Origin of the sequence: Arthrobacter sp. AK01, from assembly GCF_021109375.1 — a bacterium.
Lineage (GTDB): Bacteria > Actinomycetota > Actinomycetes > Actinomycetales > Micrococcaceae > Arthrobacter.
On sequence record NZ_JAJOHP010000007.1, the window covers coordinates 1 to 14,766 of the forward strand.

General features: G+C 64.5%; 14 protein-coding genes, 1 tRNA gene and 1 riboswitch. Of the genes, 4 read left to right on the plus strand and 11 right to left on the minus strand.

Features of this window, described 5'->3' with window-relative positions:
- Positions 1-159: 159 nt before the first annotated feature.
- From LN996_RS03665 to LN996_RS03690, 6 genes are all read right to left on the minus strand, one after another.
- A complete protein-coding gene (locus LN996_RS03665; RefSeq protein WP_231338825.1) occupies positions 160-1,020 on the minus strand; it encodes a phosphogluconate dehydrogenase C-terminal domain-containing protein in 861 nt (286 codons plus the stop codon).
- A gap of 1 nt (position 1,021) precedes the next feature.
- On the minus strand, positions 1,022-1,834 hold the full coding sequence (locus LN996_RS03670; RefSeq protein ID WP_231338826.1) for a sugar phosphate isomerase/epimerase: 813 nt from the start codon (positions 1,832-1,834) through the stop codon (positions 1,022-1,024).
- On the minus strand, positions 1,831-2,655 hold the full coding sequence (locus tag LN996_RS03675) for a triose-phosphate isomerase family protein (protein ID WP_308102695.1): 825 nt from the start codon (positions 2,653-2,655) through the stop codon (positions 1,831-1,833). Before LN996_RS03675 ends, LN996_RS03670 begins: the two co-directional genes overlap by 4 nt.
- Positions 2,639-3,109 (minus strand): ribose-5-phosphate isomerase, encoded by a 471-nt coding sequence (locus LN996_RS03680; RefSeq protein ID WP_231338827.1) that lies wholly within the window; start codon positions 3,107-3,109, stop codon positions 2,639-2,641. The genes LN996_RS03675 and LN996_RS03680 overlap by 17 nt, the downstream gene beginning before the upstream one ends.
- Positions 3,106-4,863, minus strand: coding sequence for a dihydroxyacetone kinase family protein (locus LN996_RS03685; protein ID WP_231338828.1), 1,758 nt, complete (start codon positions 4,861-4,863; stop codon positions 3,106-3,108). Before LN996_RS03685 ends, LN996_RS03680 begins: the two co-directional genes overlap by 4 nt.
- Before the next feature lie 85 nt (positions 4,864-4,948).
- Positions 4,949-6,316: an MFS transporter gene (locus LN996_RS03690; RefSeq protein ID WP_231338829.1), complete on the minus strand. Its 1,368-nt coding sequence runs from the start codon at positions 6,314-6,316 to the stop codon at positions 4,949-4,951.
- 212 nt (positions 6,317-6,528) lie between these two features.
- Between LN996_RS03690 and LN996_RS03695 the strand changes: the two genes are divergently transcribed.
- Positions 6,529-7,269, plus strand: coding sequence for a FadR/GntR family transcriptional regulator (locus LN996_RS03695; RefSeq protein WP_231338830.1), 741 nt, complete (start codon positions 6,529-6,531; stop codon positions 7,267-7,269).
- A 94-nt stretch (positions 7,270-7,363) separates the two neighbouring features.
- Here LN996_RS03695 and LN996_RS03700 read toward each other — a convergent pair.
- The 4 genes from LN996_RS03700 to LN996_RS03715 form a co-directional block, all read right to left on the minus strand.
- A tRNA-Cys gene (locus LN996_RS03700) sits at positions 7,364-7,434 on the minus strand.
- A 161-nt stretch (positions 7,435-7,595) separates the two neighbouring features.
- Positions 7,596-8,060 (minus strand): hypothetical protein, encoded by a 465-nt coding sequence (locus LN996_RS03705; protein ID WP_231338831.1) that lies wholly within the window; start codon positions 8,058-8,060, stop codon positions 7,596-7,598.
- 54 nt (positions 8,061-8,114) lie between these two features.
- On the minus strand, positions 8,115-9,059 hold the full coding sequence (gene hutG, locus LN996_RS03710; RefSeq protein ID WP_231338832.1) for a formimidoylglutamase: 945 nt from the start codon (positions 9,057-9,059) through the stop codon (positions 8,115-8,117).
- A gap of 74 nt (positions 9,060-9,133) precedes the next feature.
- Positions 9,134-10,576 (minus strand): NCS2 family permease, encoded by a 1,443-nt coding sequence (locus tag LN996_RS03715; protein WP_159705375.1) that lies wholly within the window; start codon positions 10,574-10,576, stop codon positions 9,134-9,136.
- Between the two features lie 114 nt (positions 10,577-10,690).
- Between LN996_RS03715 and LN996_RS03720 the strand changes: the two genes are divergently transcribed.
- Both LN996_RS03720 and LN996_RS03725 read left to right on the plus strand, forming a co-directional pair.
- Complete coding sequence (locus tag LN996_RS03720; protein ID WP_231338833.1) at positions 10,691-11,320, plus strand: copper resistance CopC family protein; 630 nt, start codon at positions 10,691-10,693, stop codon at positions 11,318-11,320.
- Between the two features lie 150 nt (positions 11,321-11,470).
- Positions 11,471-11,663: riboswitch (cyclic di-AMP (ydaO/yuaA leader) on the plus strand.
- A 3-nt stretch (positions 11,664-11,666) separates the two neighbouring features.
- A complete protein-coding gene (locus LN996_RS03725; protein ID WP_231338834.1) occupies positions 11,667-12,443 on the plus strand; it encodes an NlpC/P60 family protein in 777 nt (258 codons plus the stop codon).
- A 164-nt stretch (positions 12,444-12,607) separates the two neighbouring features.
- Here LN996_RS03725 and LN996_RS03730 read toward each other — a convergent pair whose 3' ends face one another.
- A complete protein-coding gene (locus LN996_RS03730; RefSeq protein ID WP_231338835.1) occupies positions 12,608-13,300 on the minus strand; it encodes an FAD-binding protein in 693 nt (230 codons plus the stop codon).
- A gap of 417 nt (positions 13,301-13,717) precedes the next feature.
- Here LN996_RS03730 and LN996_RS03735 point away from each other — a divergent pair, with 417 nt between their 5' ends.
- Positions 13,718-14,755 (plus strand): universal stress protein, encoded by a 1,038-nt coding sequence (locus LN996_RS03735; protein WP_231338836.1) that lies wholly within the window; start codon positions 13,718-13,720, stop codon positions 14,753-14,755.
- Positions 14,756-14,766 lie beyond the last annotated feature (11 nt).

Consider the following 14,766-nt stretch of genomic DNA (forward strand, 5'->3'; position numbering starts at 1 on the left):
AGACCCCCGCACACACCAAATCAACAAACTCGGCACGCGCACCCGAAGGAAACAACTTGACCATGAAACGCTCCATCAATCAGAGCGTTGCAACGACCCTATGACTTTGCCAGCCAAACATTGGCATCAAATGCCACCTCGGTGGAGGGATGGGAGGCCTTAGCGCTTGACGGCGTCCAGCTTGAGCATCTTGGCGATCACGCCGTCGAGTTCGGAGTCGTCGAAGATCTTCTTCCAGTCGTCCTTGATGATGGTGTCCTTGCCGTACTGGATGGCGATTTCGCAGGCTTCGGAGAACGGGTTGGATCCGCGCAGGGCGTTGGTGAGGGCGATCTGGACGTGGCCGAACAGCATGGCCTTGGCTGCTTCCTCGGGAACGCCGGCGGTGTGCACGGTCTCGTGGAGTGCCTCGTTGAGGAGCGTGCCGATCATGCAGGCCACGGTTTCCACCAGGGTGGGTTCCAGGATGGCGAGCTGCTTGACGGTGACCCAGTGAACGTCGATCACGGGTGCGTAGATGGTGCGGATGACGGCTTCTGCTACGTCGCGGGTTGCTGCGGGTGCGTCCTCGTCGATCGCGGAGACCACGTTCTGTGGGGCGCCCTGGCCGCCGAAGGTGTCGGCCCATTCTTCCTTGGTGGTGCGCTCCAGGAACACGGACGGGTGGCAGGGGTGCGCGACCGCCTGGACGACGTCGTCGCGCTTGGCCAGCAGGCCTGCGTACGCGGCGGCGGGATCGAGGGTCAGCAGGATCGCGCCGGACTTCATCTGCGGGACGACGCCCTCGGAAACGATGCCGAGGACGGTGTCCGGTACGGCGAGGATGACGACGTCGGCTGTGGGAACGGCGTCGTCGGTGGCGGTGATGTCGCGGCCTTCGGCGCGGACGCGGTCCTGGCCGGCGGGGGAGTTCTCACTGTAGAAGACGTTGTGGGTGGACTTCTGGAGGTTGCGGGAAACGCGCATCCCCATTTTGCCACCGGCTCCGACAACGGCGACGGTCAATTGTTCTGCTGACATTTCACTTGCTCCTTAGGAAATCGAGGCTTTGTTGGGTCCACTGGTTTTCGAGGCGGATGGTCTCCGCTTCGGAGTCCTGCCACGGCAGCCAGTGCTCCACGATTTGGTTGATGTTTCTTTCTTTGGGCTGGATCTTTTCGACCATGTAGTCGTAGTCGAGAAGGCCTTCGCCGAGGGGTGCGCCCGAGTACGTGAACCCGACCCATCCCTGCTTGCGGCTGAACGCAAAGTCTTTGATGTGCATGTTCAGGACATAAGGCGCGACGGCGTCAATCACCTGCCGCGGCATCTCCAGCGCAGCCACGGTGTTGGCGGGGTCGCTGCAGATTCCGAGGTAGGGGCTGTTGACGTGGCGGACGACGTCCAGGATCCGGTCCGTGGGGACCTGTTCATAGGTCTCGACGGCGATCCTCACCCCGGCTGCCTGGAATTCCGTCAGGATCCCGGTGAAGATCCTGACGGCTTCCTCGGTGTCCGGGGTGTGGCCGGAGACGTTTAACATGGTCCGCAGCAGGTCCGAGCCCAGCATCTGGGCGATGTGCAGGAACTTCGCCAGGTGCTCCGGACGGATACCCTTGGTCCCCACTTCCAGGGTGATGCCCAGCTCGTCCGCCGTACTGCGGACGGCGGCGAGCCCGGCGTCGTTCATGTCTTCCAGCGGCGCGTAGTCGCAGATCTGGAAGAGGTCCACGCCCATATCCGACGCCTTACGCAGCGCGTCATGGATGCTCAGCGGCTGGCTGACCTGGTCCGAGAGCTGCCAGAAGAACGCGTAGCTGCTGAGGCCGATCCTGCTTTGGGAGGCGCCGTTCATGCTGCCACCGCCTTAGCGGCCAAGCGCGCGGCGGTCTCGTCCAGGATGGTTTTCAGCGCTGCGGGATCGTGCGCGAAGCGGCCCAGGAACAAGCCTGCGACGGCGGTGTCCAGTTCCGTGATGAGGCCCGGTCCGGCGCTGCCGCCGTAGATGACGCGGCTCTCTTCCTGGCCGGGCAAGGAACGCAGGTGCTCGTCCAGTCCGCGGACCACGGCGCTGATGTATTCCGGTGTTGCGGGTTCGGGGGCGCCGATGGCCCATTGCGGCTCGTAGGCCACGATGGTCCGGTCTGTGGGGCCGAGCGTTGCGGCGCGGTTGAGGGCGGCGTCGATTTCGGCCGTGCACTGGGCGATGGCTTCCTCGGGGGAGCCTGCGATCAGTTCGCCAACGCACAACACCGGGGTGAGCCCGTTGCGGTAAGTGGCCGCGGTCTTCAGGCCGATGATCCGTTCGTCTTCGCCGAAGATCCTGCGGCGCTCCGCGTGCCCTACCTCGACGTACCGTCCGCCGAGTTCGGCGACGGTCTTGCCGCCTACCTCGCCGGTGTACGCGCCTTCGTCTTCCCAGAAGATGTCCTGCGCTCCGGTACCAACGCCGGCCGCGCCCAGGATCCGGGCTGCTTCGGGCAGGGCGGGGAGAGTGGGTAGCACGAACAGTTCGATGTCGCCGCTCACCACTGCCGGGTGCTTGAAGGCGATGGTGGCGATGTCGCGGCAGTAGTCCACGGAGCGCTGGTAGCCGAAGTACATCTTCAGGCTCACGCCGATCACCGCACGTGGTTGCCGGGAAGCCGCGTCGGTGGTCTTAGCAGGAAGTGACACCCTCGTAGTCCTTAATCAGTGTGACTTTCTCGGCCGAGGCAGAGGTTTCGTCGAAGGTGTAAGTGAGCCATTCCTTGGCCAGGCGGCGGGCGAGTTCCAGCCCGACCACGCGCTGGCCGAACGTGAGGACCTGGGCGTTGTTGCTCAGGACCGAGCGTTCAACGGAGAAGGAATCGTGGGCGGTGACGGCGCGGATGCCGGGGACCTTGTTGGCGGCGATCGCGACGCCCAGGCCGGTGCCGCAGACCAGGAGTGCCCGGTCGGCCTTGCCGGCGGCGATCAGTTCAGCAGCGGCGATGGCTACGGACGGGTACGGAGTGTGGCTCGTGGCGTCCACTCCGACGTCGGTGACGGACTCAACGAGGCCGTTCGCTTGCAAGTCGGCCTTGAGGGCTTCCTTGTACTCGAATCCGGCGTCGTCCGATCCTATGACCAGGCGCAGTTTGGTGCTCATGCTGTTTCCTTTACTGAGATCTTCCCGGCGGCATTCCCGGCGAGGGTGTTGTGGATGGCCCGGACGATCAATGCCATGGAGACGGCTCCGGCGTCGGGTGTTCCCAGGCTCTTTTCGGCGTGCGGGCGGGCGCGGCCCATGAGGGGCAGCAGGTTGGCGGTCGCTTCGGCGGATTGCTCGGCGATGGTGGCAGCGGCGCCCCATGCATCCCGAAGTGTTGCTCCGCCCTGAACTGCCGCGGTGAGTGCTTCGCTGAACGGGGACAGGACGTCCACCAAGGTTTTGTCGCCTACTTTGGCCTTGCCGAAGTCCATGATGGAACGCTTCGCTTCGGCCACACCCGCGGCCACGGCTACGGCGCTGGGGCGCTCGCTGTCACCCACGGATTGTCCGACGGCGCGCAGGGCCATGCCCCACAAAGCGCCCGAGGTGCCACCGGCTTTGTCCGCCCAGGCGTCGGCGGCCAGGTTCAGGGCGGTCCCTGCCCCGGCACCGCGTTCGACGGCGTCTGCCGCAGCAGCGACGGCGGCGTGGATTCCACGCTCCATGCCGATCCCGTGGTCACCGTCGCCGGCGACCGCGTCGATCCGGCCGAGTTCTTCCACATTGGTGTCAACCACGGCTTTGGCGGCGCCCAGGGCCGCGAGGATGGTGGGCGCTGCGGTTTTGGACTCTTTGCTGGCGTCCGGGATCACGGATTGCTGCTCGGCGGCCATGGTGAGCTGGTCGGCGTCGAGCGCTTGAGCGCTGACCGCACCGCGGCGGAAAGCCGGGGCGTCCGCGGGTGCGAGCCAGAGTTCCTCGAGCTCGGAGTCCAGCCAGAACAGTGTGAGGGAGGTGCCGGCCATGTCGAAACTGGTCACGAGCTCGCCGACCTGCGGGTCCACAGCCTCGATACCGGCCTCGGCGAGCAGCTGGGCCACGCGGCGGTAGACCACGAACAGCTCCTCGTACTTGACGCTGCCCAGGCCGTTGAGGATCGGGACCACCCGTGCGCCGTCCACGGAAAGGCCGTCCGGGATCTCGGCAAGGAGGTCCTTGACCAGCAGTTCGGCGAGTTCATCCGCCGTCGGGATGTTCGTCTCGGCAATGCCGGGTTCGCCGTGGATGCCCATGCCCACGGCCATGCGCCCTTCGGGAACTGAGAAGAGCGGGTGGTCCGCGCCCGGGAGCGTGCACCCGGTGAACGCGACGCCGAAGGAACGGGTGCGGTCATTGGCGCGCTCGGCGATCTCCACCACAGCGTCCATGGAGTAGCCGGCCTCAGCGGCAGCGGCCACCACCTTGAAGACTGTCAGGTCCCCGGCGATCCCGCGGCGCTTGTGTTTCTCGGCCAGGGGAGCCGAAGAGATGTCGTCCGTGACTGCGATGCTCCTGCAATCGATGCCCTCGGCGCGGAGTTTTGCCTGGGCCTGGGTGAAGTGCAGGACGTCGCCGGCGTAGTTGCCGTAGCCCAGGAGTACGCCGCCGCCGTTATCCGCTGCCTTGGCTACGTTATAGACCTGCTGTGCCGAGGGTGAGGCGAACAGGTTGCCCATCGCCGCGCCGTGCGCCAGGCCCTGGCCAACCAGCCCGGCGAAGGCCGGGTAGTGGCCGGAGCCGCCGCCGATCACCAAGGCGACCGAGTTCGGCGTCGACCGCGTGCTGCGGGCAACACCACCGGAGACGCGCCGGACCCACCGGCCGTGCGATGCGACGAAGCCTTCGATCATTTCATCAGCGAAGGCTGAGGGCTCGTTGAAGAGGCGGGTCATGGGGTATCTCCTGGGCTGTACTGAAGGGTGTGAAGTGTGGTGGTTGTGCCCTCCCTGATGGAAGGGCACAACCTGCTTGTGGTGGTTACGGCTCCGCGTGCTGCCCGGCCCCTTGTGGGTCCAGCGCCTCGGCAGGCGTGCCAGCAGATGCCTTGCCCTGCTTGCTGAGGGTCACCATGAGGATGGAGGAGAGCAACATGAAGCCGCCGACGACGAACATCGGGACCGTGTAGCCGCCCGTCAGATCCTTGAGCCAGCCGGTGATGTAGCCGGCGCTGAAGCCCGCCAGGTTGCCCACCGTGTTGATCAGTGCGATGCCTGCTGCTGCGGCTGCGCCGGTGAGGAACTGCGTGGGGACGGTCCAGAAGTTCGGCAGGGCCGCGAAGATGGACATGGCCGTGACCGTGATGACGGCGATGGTTGCCGCGGGGGATCCGGCGAACAGCGCCAGAGGGATGCTGACTCCGCCGATTAGGGCCGGAAGGGCGATGTGCCAGGTCTTCACGCCGCGCTTGGTGGCGTCCTTGGACCAGAAGTACAGGGCAAAGGCTGCCGGCAGATACGGAATGGCCGTGATGAGTCCCTTCTGGAACACATCGAACTTGGTGCCGTAGAGGCCTTCGAAGCCGGCGATGATGGTCGGCAGGAAGAAGCCCAGTGCGTACAAGCCGTAGATGAAGCCGAAGTAGATCAGGGAGAGCATCCAGACGCGGCCGTTGCCGAACACCGTGCGAACGCTGACGTGCTTGTTGCTGGCGGCGGTTTCCTTCTTTTCCTTTTCGAGGGCGCCGGTCAGCCAGGTCTTCTCTTCTGCGGTAAGCCACTTGGCCTTGGAGGGGTTGTCTGCCAGGTAGAACCAGGCGATGATGCCGACGATGATCGCGGGGATGGCGACTCCGAAGAACATGAAACGCCAGCCCTCGAGGCCAAAGAACATTCCGTGCTGCTGGATCAAAGCGCCTGCGAGGGGAGCACCGATCACCGTGGTGAGCGGCTGCGCCAAGTAGAAGAGGGCCAGGATCTTGCTGCGGTGCTTGGACGGCACCCAGAGGCTCAGGAAGAGGATGGCGCCGGGGAAGAAGCCGGCTTCTGCCACACCCAGGATGAATCGGAGAATGTAGAGCTGCTCAACGTTGCCCACCCAGGTGAAGAGCAAGGACACGATGCCCCAGCTGACCATGATGCGGGCCAGCCAGCGGCGGGCGCCGAACTTGTGGAGGGCCAGGTTGCTGGGGATTTCGAGAAGGATGTACCCGATAAAGAAGACTCCGGAGGCGAAGCCGAACTGTGCCGCTGAGAGGGCGAGGTCGTTGTTCATGCCGTTGGGGCCGGCGAAAGAAATGGCGGTGCGGTCCAGATAGTTGATGAAGAACATCAGGGCGACGAACGGCACAAGCCGGACTGCCACCTTCTTAATTGCGGATTTTTCGACCACCGATTGTGTGGTGTCCACATTGACTCCTAGATGTTGGTGTCCCTGCGGATCCTGCACTGGATGCGCCGGGCTGGTTCGTGGCATGGCCGGCGGGGATCCGGCGATGGCGAAGCTTGTGATTTAAACCATAGGACTGGATTCTAAATTGGTCAACCGGTTGACTGGTTAAAGTTTTTTGGGCTCTGACTAGTCGCCGCAGGGATTGGTCATCCGGTTGCTACGCTGTGAAGGTGTCAGCGAACTCAGCAGCAGCGGCCCACATGACGGCCGCGCTTGCCCCCATGGAGCAGGGCTCCGTTGTGTCCGAAGTAGCGGAGCGCCTCCTTGCCTACTTCACGAGTGGAGACATCGCCCCCGGCACCCGGCTTCCGGCAGAGCGGCAGTTGGCGGCTTCACTTGGTGTTGGACGTTCGGCCGTCCGCGAGGCCCTCGCTGCCCTGGAGATCCTCGGGATCGTGATCGTCCGTCCCGGCTCGGGAACGTACCTGCGCGACGGCGTTTCCGAACTTTTGCCGCGGACGCTCAGCTGGGGATTGATGCTGGGGGAGCCGCGGACCCGCGAGCTGGTGGAATTGCGCAGCGGACTGGAAGTTCAGGCTGTTGAGTTGGCGGCCCTGAGGGTCACGGATGAAGCCTTGGAACGGATGCGGGCCGACCTTGACGTCATGGAGAGGAACCTCGACGACCTCGCAGCCTTCGTGGAAGCCGATGCGGCCTTCCACCGCGAGATCGCCGCGGCCTCCGGCAACATGGTCCTGGAAGAACTCCTCCAAAGCATCCGCTCGCTGCTGCGGATCTGGGTGGACCGGGCACTGACCGATGAAGGCCACGCCGAGGCTGCCCTGCGCGAACACACTGCCATCTACGAGGCACTTGTTGCCCGGGACGCGTCCGCCGTTTCACAGAACATGCGCTCGCACATGGCTACGGCATCACGGCGCCTGCTGGCGGGCTTCGACGCAGCCCAATAATCTCCCGCCAGACGGCAAATAATGCCAATGCCTGAGCGGAACGTTGCCATCAAATGCCATCCCGCGAAGGGGTTTCCGGCTCAGGTCCCCCGAGACGTGGTGGCGGGATTCGAACCCGCGTGCGCTGCTTTGCAGGCAGCTCCCTGGCCTCTCGGGTACACCACGTGCAAACGACACTAGGCGCCTGGGCGCAGCCGGATCAAAGTTCATTTCGCAGGCTTTCGCAGGGCTACGAAGCGTTGCCGCAGGTTGCTGCCCGTGACCTCAAAGCTGTCTAATGCGACCCCATCCCCGCTGTCGTACACGGCCCAACAAGCGGTGGGCGGTCAGAGGCTGTGGTTCGCCCTTCGAAGCGGCTGTGCTCGTTTCTGCGCCGCCAGCTTCGCCACTCCCGCTGCAACCAAGAGCGTGAGGATCGCCGCTGCCATGTGGGTGTACAGCAGGAGGTGCACGGAGCCCCCACTGGGAGCGGCCCCTGCTGGCACGTCCCCCAAGACCTGGCCGCTGTGCAAGTGGTCCAGCAGCCCGCTGCCCGCAAAGAAGCCACCGAAGGCGACGAAGCCGAAGTGAAGCAGTTGCTGCGCCAGCCCGGAAAACAGCAGCAACAACAGCGGCCCGTGCACCCAACGGGCAATGAGCTGGGCGGCGAGTGCAGCCAGCGCAGCGAAGGCCAGGACGACAGGTATGGCCGGAGCGCTTCCGCCCGCGACCATGTGCGCTGCGAGTCCCAGAACCACAGCAACGGGCCCGGCAATCCAGGCCCACTTGTCCTGCACAGGAGTTTCGCGCATCGCCATCCTTCCCTCCCCACAGGCTAAGCGGAGGAGGCGGCTGGCAACAGGGGCCTAGGCGAGCAGCGTGTTTACCAGACGTGCCGCTACTTTTGCTGTCCTGGAATCAACGTCGAACTCCGGATTCAGTTCCGCGACGTCCAAGTGCACCAGCTTCCCGCTCGCAGCGACCTGACGGCAGATTGCGCTGATCACCGGCAAGGGCACGCCATAAGCGGCAGGCGCGCTCACCCCGGGCGCCACTGCTGCCGGCATGACATCCAGGTCGATCGTTAGGTACAGCGCGTCAACGCCAGCCAGGAAGTCGGCAACAAATACCTCCACGGCCTCCGGGGAGCACAACTCATCAAGGAGGTACTTCACGCCCAGCCGGTCTGCGGTGTCGAAGAGCGTTCGCGTATTGTTCGGCTCCGAAATGCCCACGACGGCGTACTGCAGTTCGCGCCCCGCGGCCGCTTCGGCGTGGGCCATCTGAAGGAACGGCGTGCCCGAGCTCGGCGTGGGTTCGTCGCGCAGGTCAAAGTGGGCGTCCAGGTTCAGCACGCCCAGTCGCTTCCCACGAACGGCTTCAGAGCCAGCCACGCCCAGGTAACTGGCAAACGCGGTCTCGTGGCCGCCGCCCAGCACTACAGTGAGGTTTCCGGCGTCGAGCAGTCCCGAAATGGCGCGTCCGGCGCGCTCTTGGCCCGCTTCCAGTGAGTCGTCCTCCACAACCACATCGCCGGCGTCGAATACGTCACGGTCAAGGTGGAAAGCCAGCGGACCCAGCGCCGAGCGGATGGCGGCCGGTGCCGCCGCGGCACCCACGCGGCCCTTGTTGCGGAGGACTCCGGCGTCGCTGCAGAACCCAAGTACGACGGCGGGACGCGAGGCCGTTGCCGGCGCGGGCGACGTCAGGGGTGCTACCGCCTGCCACCACCGGCGGTGCCCGGCACCGTCGCCGTCAAAGCGCCCGGTCCACGGGGTGGGGCTGACATCTACGGCGAGGGTGGTTTCCATGCTTCAAGCACACCCGAACGGGCACGCGAAAACCAGCCACCCCGCACCGCGCGTGTCTGAAACCCCGGATTTCCCTATTTGACCCCGAGCAGCTCTTCCACGGTTCCGATGCCGAAGAACAGCAGGAACGCGGCAGCCACAGCCCACATGAGCGGGTGGACTTCGCGGGCACGGCCTTGGAACGTGCGGATCAGGACGTAGGAGATGAAGCCGGCGCCCAGGCCGTTGGCGATGGAGTACGTGAACGGCATCAGGGCGATGGTCAGGAACGCCGGGATGCCGACGCCCCAGTCCTGCCAGTCGATCTTGCCCACCTGGGAAACCATCATGAAGCCCACGACAACCAGTGCCGGGGCAACGGCTTCGAACGGAACCAGGTTGATCAGCGGCGTGAAGAACATGGCCACCAGGAACAGCACTCCGGTAACGATCGAGGCGAGGCCGGTGCGTGCGCCTTCGCCGATGCCCGCTCCGGATTCAACGAAGATCTGGTTGGACGATACGGACGCGCCGCCACCGACGATTGCGCCGAGGGCGTCAACCTGCAGGACCCGGTCCACGTTGGGGATGTTGCCGTCCTTGTCCACGGTTCCGGCCTCGTTTGCCAGGCCCACCATGGTGCCCATGGCATCGAAGAAGATGCTCAGGAGGATCACGAAGGCCAGCAAAGCAGCAGCGATGAAACCGAGGTGCTCGAACGCGCCGAAAGGGTTCGCCTTGCCGATCAGGGACAAGTCCGGGGCGCCCCATTCGGAGAGCGTGGGCGCCACGAGCGACCATCCGCGCGGGTTGACGTTCTTGCCGTCAAAGCTCGGGCCGATGTGGAGCGTGAATTCAAGGATGGCTGCCAGGGCGGTGGAAACCACGATCCCGATCAGGATGGCGCCGCGGACTTTGCGAACCACCAGGGCGATGGTCAGGATCAGGCCCACCGCAAAAACCAGGGTGGGCCAGCCCATGAGCTTGCCGTCCACGCCCAGCCCCAGGGGAACCGTGGTGCCGGCAGCGTCCGGGATGCGGCGCACGAATCCGGCATTGACCAGGCCGATCAGTGCAATGAAGAGACCAATGCCCACCACGATTGCCGTCTTGAGGGCTTCTGGAACGGCTTTGAACACCGCAGTACGGAAACCGGTGAGCACCAGGATGAGCATGGTGACGCCGGAAAGCACCACGAGGCCCATCATGTCCGGCCAGGTCAGTCCGGGGTGTGAGGCCACGGTGACTGCCACGAACGCGTTCACGCCGAGCCCCGTTGCAACGGCGAACGGGTGCTTGGCCCACGCGCCCATGAGGATGGTCAGGATGCCCGCCACGAAAGCCGTAGTGGCTGCGACGGCCGTGAAGCCCAGGGACGCTCCGCTCGAGTCCGCTCCGGAGAGGATCAGGGGGTTCAGCACCACGATGTAGCTCATGGCGAAGAACGTTGCGAAGCCGCCACGAATTTCCCGGGAGTACGTGGATCCACGTTCAGTGATTTTGAAGTAGCGGTCGACTGCAGAACCTTGTTTAAGCATGAAGGACTCCGGGGATCGAGGGGAGTGTGCTCTCAAATCCTATGCGGTCGGATACGGGCGCCCCGGACGATTCGCCTAGTCTGTAAGGAAGCCAACACTAGGAGAAACCGCCCCATGCGTACCATCCGCCCGCTTCTGGCCGCCGTCGTTGCTGCCCTCGCCTTCGCGTCGGCCTTGCTGTTTTCCGCGGCTCCGGCGTCCGCCCATGACGTCGCCGAATCCACCACGCCGGCCAACGGTGCCAGCGTGACTGTTGTCCCGGCGTCGGTCTCCATCACGTTCAACAACCGGCCGCTGGCCATCGGTTCGGGCGTAACGGTCACGGCGGGCGGCGAAAACTGGGCAGACGGTCCCGTGGAAATCATTGACAACCAAGCTGTCCAGAAGCTGCGCGAAGGCGCACCCGCGGGCGAGTACACGGTGGTCTGGCGGGTCGTCAGCAGCGATTCGCACCCCATCGAGGGCACCTTTACGTTCACGGCAGCCGGAGGCGCGACGTCGGCAAGCGGTTCGGCGGTTGCCTCACCGTCTGCTTCGGCTCCTTCAGCCTCGGTACCGACGGCCGGTACCGGTGCGCCGGGAACGGGCACCAGCGAACCGGCAGCGGATGCCTCCCAGCCGTTCCCGTGGAGCATCGTGGGACTGGCCGTTGTTGCTATCGGACTCGTTATCTTTCTGGCTGTTACGGCACGTAGGAAACTCGCTGCTTCCAACGACGCGGATGGCGATAATCCCGCGGAATAACAGGGTTTTCTACGTACCTGCGAATATCTCGAAACGGTCACCGCGACACGCCAGAAGAGTAGTTCTCGTTACTTAAATGTGACTTCGGCGTGATCATCGCGTACGGTTGTACCTGTGCCTGTTCCACGTAGCGGGCACTTCCGGCCTGATTGCCTAGCTCTGCCGCAGTCCGGAATCCGTTCGCAGACAAACCTTACGGCAGAGACGGGGAACCCATTTTAGGTCGCTTTCGAGCGTGCCTTGGGGTGAAGTCACGAAGCTTCCGCTGAACAGCGGGGGATAGTGACCGGGTGACTCCCATCCGAATCCGACAGCTAACCTCGCAGGCATCGGGAGAGGCTCTTTCATGTCTTCACGCATTCTTCGCGGCCGTCGTAAGGCGGACAGCGTACGTCCTAATCCGTTCATCTCCATCTCCAAGGCAGTTGCCAGCAACGCCTCCGGCGCTGGCCGCCAGGCAGCTGTCATCGCAGCAGCCTCGGGCCTCGTCTTGACCGGCTCCATCGCCGCCCACGCAGCTGAAGCTCCGGTTCAGCGGGACTCCAGCCCCGCCACGGTCGCAGAGACCGCCTCCGAAGCTCCCACCCAGGTTGTTACCGCCGCCTCCACGGCGACCATCAACTTCGAGCGCCCTGCCGTTGCTTCCGTAGCGGCTCCGGTCATCGAGAAGCCGGCTCCCGTCGTTGAGGCTCCCGTAGCCAAGAAGGCAGCAGTCACCACTGCCGCTGCAACGGCTCCTGTCGCCAAAGCCGCAGCTGCCGCTCCGGCTGCTGCTGCTCCCGCTGCTGCTGCCCCGGCAGTCGGTGGCGTCAACGCAGCCATGGTTGCCTCGGCTTACGCCCAGATCGGCATCATGCAGGACTGCACCGCCATGGTGGAACGGGCTCTCGGCTCCGCAGGCATCCCTGTTGGTGACCTTGGCCCCATGCAGTTCATGAACTACGGCAAGGTCGTCAGCGACCCCCAGCCCGGTGACATGATCGTTCAGTCCGGCCACGTCGCCATCTACATCGGCAACGGCCAGGCCATCAGCGGTGGCATCAACGGCAACCAGACGGGCATCCACCCGATCAGCTGGTTGACCGCAACGGGTCCCCTGACCTACGTACGCGCTGGCGCATAAGCCTCACGCTTCTGTCCAAAGGCCGGTGTCTTTGAGGAATCACTCCTCAAAGGCACCGGCCTTTGGCGTTAAGTTTTGTGCGTAAAAGTTCCAGACATGGACGTACGACGGCGGGTAGGCGCGCCTTTGCCGCGTAGTGGGGCAGGGTGTGCCGGTTGGATCGGCTAGGCGGTGGCCAGGCCTGGCCCTGCCGGGAGGGCAACCTTGGAAGAGATCGCCTGACCCACTGCTTTGGCCTGCCGAAGGACTTCCTTGGGGGTGGGCGTAATGAGTTCGCCGACGCCTACAAGATGCATCCCGACTGCCCTCATGGCCGCGGCCAGGTTTTGGCCGATGGCAATCCCGAGTTCGGCCAGCATCCGGCGCAACTGGCTCTGCGCACAGCGCGTGACCACGATGTGGTCGGCCAGGAGAACCCCGTTGGCGGTGTGGACTGCCCACTGGCGACGGGTGGATTCGAGGGGGCCGGATACGTGGAGTCCGGTTCTCAGCCCCGCAGTGGTCATGCTGGCGGCCAAACCGTAGCCAATCTGCTGTGACGGATCCGAGCCCAGGAAATCAAGGCGCACGGCGCGCGTGGTGCTGCGGACGTCCAGCTGATGGCTTGCCGCGTAGTTCCGTAAGTGGCGGAGGATCTCGTTGCGTTCCTTCATTGCAGCGGGATCGGCGGCGTCGCAGCGTTGAAGCATGCCTGTATGGACCGACGGGCCCGTTGCGGACAACGCACCAAAGCCGTCCACGACGATGGAACCCACGCCATAGCGGCTGAGCTCACTGGCAACTGCCAAGCCGGACAAGCCGGCTCCGATGACCACGGTGGTGGTGCGTTCCGTGGCGGAATCAGGCGTGAGTGACACTGCTTGGTTCCTCCTTGACGTGTGTGCCCTTCGGCATCGCGTGGGGTCGCGTCCGAGTTCCCCAAGCGGCCGCAAATAAATGGCCGGTGTGTGTCGTGAAACACGTTTGCCGGCCATTCGGTGACTCGAACACTACCGAACTTTTTCGGCCATGGATAGCCTCCCGGATGCGCGTGTTTGGGTTGTTCATCCGGAGCGCAAAATGGACCTCCGATAACCGAGCCCGGACCGTTATACACATAGCCCAAAGTCGCCTTGATTCGGCGTTGCCGACCGAGAATAGTGGGCCTTGGAAGGAGAAATTTCCAGGTTTCTCCTGCCCCGGCCATTGACAATGATGCAGTCAGGGAATCCGACCCGGAAAACCTCTGGCAGAATAGCCGGAACATCAAGCAGTAGGTGGAGAGGCGGGCCCCAATGGACCAGCACGGCAGACACAGTGAAGAGCCACAGCAGGGCGACGACCAAGCTGTCGCACCAGGCGGCATCGTCGTTGGAGTGGACGGTTCAGAGCACGGTCAGTGTGCCTTGGTTTGGGCCGCGCGGGAAGCAGAGCGCCGGCAGCTTCCGTTGCACATCGTCACGGCCTACTCCGTGCCCATCTTCGCCGCATCAGGGCTGGACGGTGGCTACGCAACCGTGGACGATTCAGTGATTCGCGAGGGCGCGGATGCGATCGTGAAGCAGGCCATGGACAAGATCTCCGGCTATGCCATCGACGTCGACGCTTCGGTGGAGAACGGCGACGCTGCAGGTGTCCTGCTGGATCTCTCCGCAGAGGCCGCACTCCTTGTTTTCGGCAGCCGGGGCCGTGGAGGTTTCGTCGGGCGCCTGTTGGGTTCCGTCAGCAGCGCCTTGCCGGCCCACGCCAAATGCCCCACCGTGACGGTGCCCCTGTATTGCGCCGACCGGCTGGGGGAGAATACCGAGGACAAACACATCAAGGCCGAGCATGCCAAGGCAGGCCCCCGCACCGTGGAAAACGTGGTTGCAGTGGGCGTGGATGGCTCTGAGCAAGCCCGTGTGGCAGTGCTCGAAGCAGCTGAGCAAGCCCAGCGCATGGGCGCCAAGCTCCGAGTGATCTGTGCGGTGCCGCAGTACAGCGGTTCCCTGGCCTGGGTCCCGGCCCCGTTGGACCGCGATGCTCTGTTTGCGGACATCAGGGTCCAGCTCGACGCCGGTGTCGCGTGGCTTAGGAGCCACTTCCCGCAACTGACCATTGAGACGGACCTCCGCGATGGATCGCCGGTGGACGTCCTGGTCGAGACGAGCCGCAGCGTGGAGTTGGTGGTGCTGGGGACCCGTGGCCGCGGCGGGTTCGCTGGCATGCTCCTGGGTTCCACCTCGGACGGCGTCCTGCACCACGCCAAGGGGCCGGTGCTGGTGGTCCCGGACCGTGAGGATCCCCGGCTTGCTGACCGCGACAAGTTTGGGCCGATGCTCGGCGCAGCCTAAGCCGCGGATTG

What these genes read in the sequence shown, in the direction of transcription:
- LN996_RS03670 (WP_231338826.1), bottom strand. Translation starts at nt 1,834, where the DNA reads ATGAACGGCGCCTCCCAAAGCAGGATCGGCCTCAGCAGCTACGCGTTC.
- LN996_RS03720 (WP_231338833.1), top strand. Translation starts at nt 10,691, where the DNA reads ATGCGTACCATCCGCCCGCTTCTGGCCGCCGTCGTTGCTGCCCTCGCC.
- LN996_RS03680 (WP_231338827.1), bottom strand. Translation starts at nt 3,109, where the DNA reads ATGAGCACCAAACTGCGCCTGGTCATAGGATCGGACGACGCCGGATTC.
- LN996_RS03685 (WP_231338828.1), bottom strand. Translation starts at nt 4,863, where the DNA reads ATGACCCGCCTCTTCAACGAGCCCTCAGCCTTCGCTGATGAAATGATC.
- LN996_RS03735 (WP_231338836.1), top strand. Translation starts at nt 13,718, where the DNA reads ATGGACCAGCACGGCAGACACAGTGAAGAGCCACAGCAGGGCGACGAC.
- hutG (WP_231338832.1), bottom strand. Translation starts at nt 9,059, where the DNA reads ATGGAAACCACCCTCGCCGTAGATGTCAGCCCCACCCCGTGGACCGGG.
- LN996_RS03705 (WP_231338831.1), bottom strand. Translation starts at nt 8,060, where the DNA reads ATGCGCGAAACTCCTGTGCAGGACAAGTGGGCCTGGATTGCCGGGCCC.
- LN996_RS03665 (WP_231338825.1), bottom strand. Translation starts at nt 1,020, where the DNA reads ATGTCAGCAGAACAATTGACCGTCGCCGTTGTCGGAGCCGGTGGCAAA.
- LN996_RS03715 (WP_159705375.1), bottom strand. Translation starts at nt 10,576, where the DNA reads ATGCTTAAACAAGGTTCTGCAGTCGACCGCTACTTCAAAATCACTGAA.
- LN996_RS03725 (WP_231338834.1), top strand. Translation starts at nt 11,667, where the DNA reads ATGTCTTCACGCATTCTTCGCGGCCGTCGTAAGGCGGACAGCGTACGT.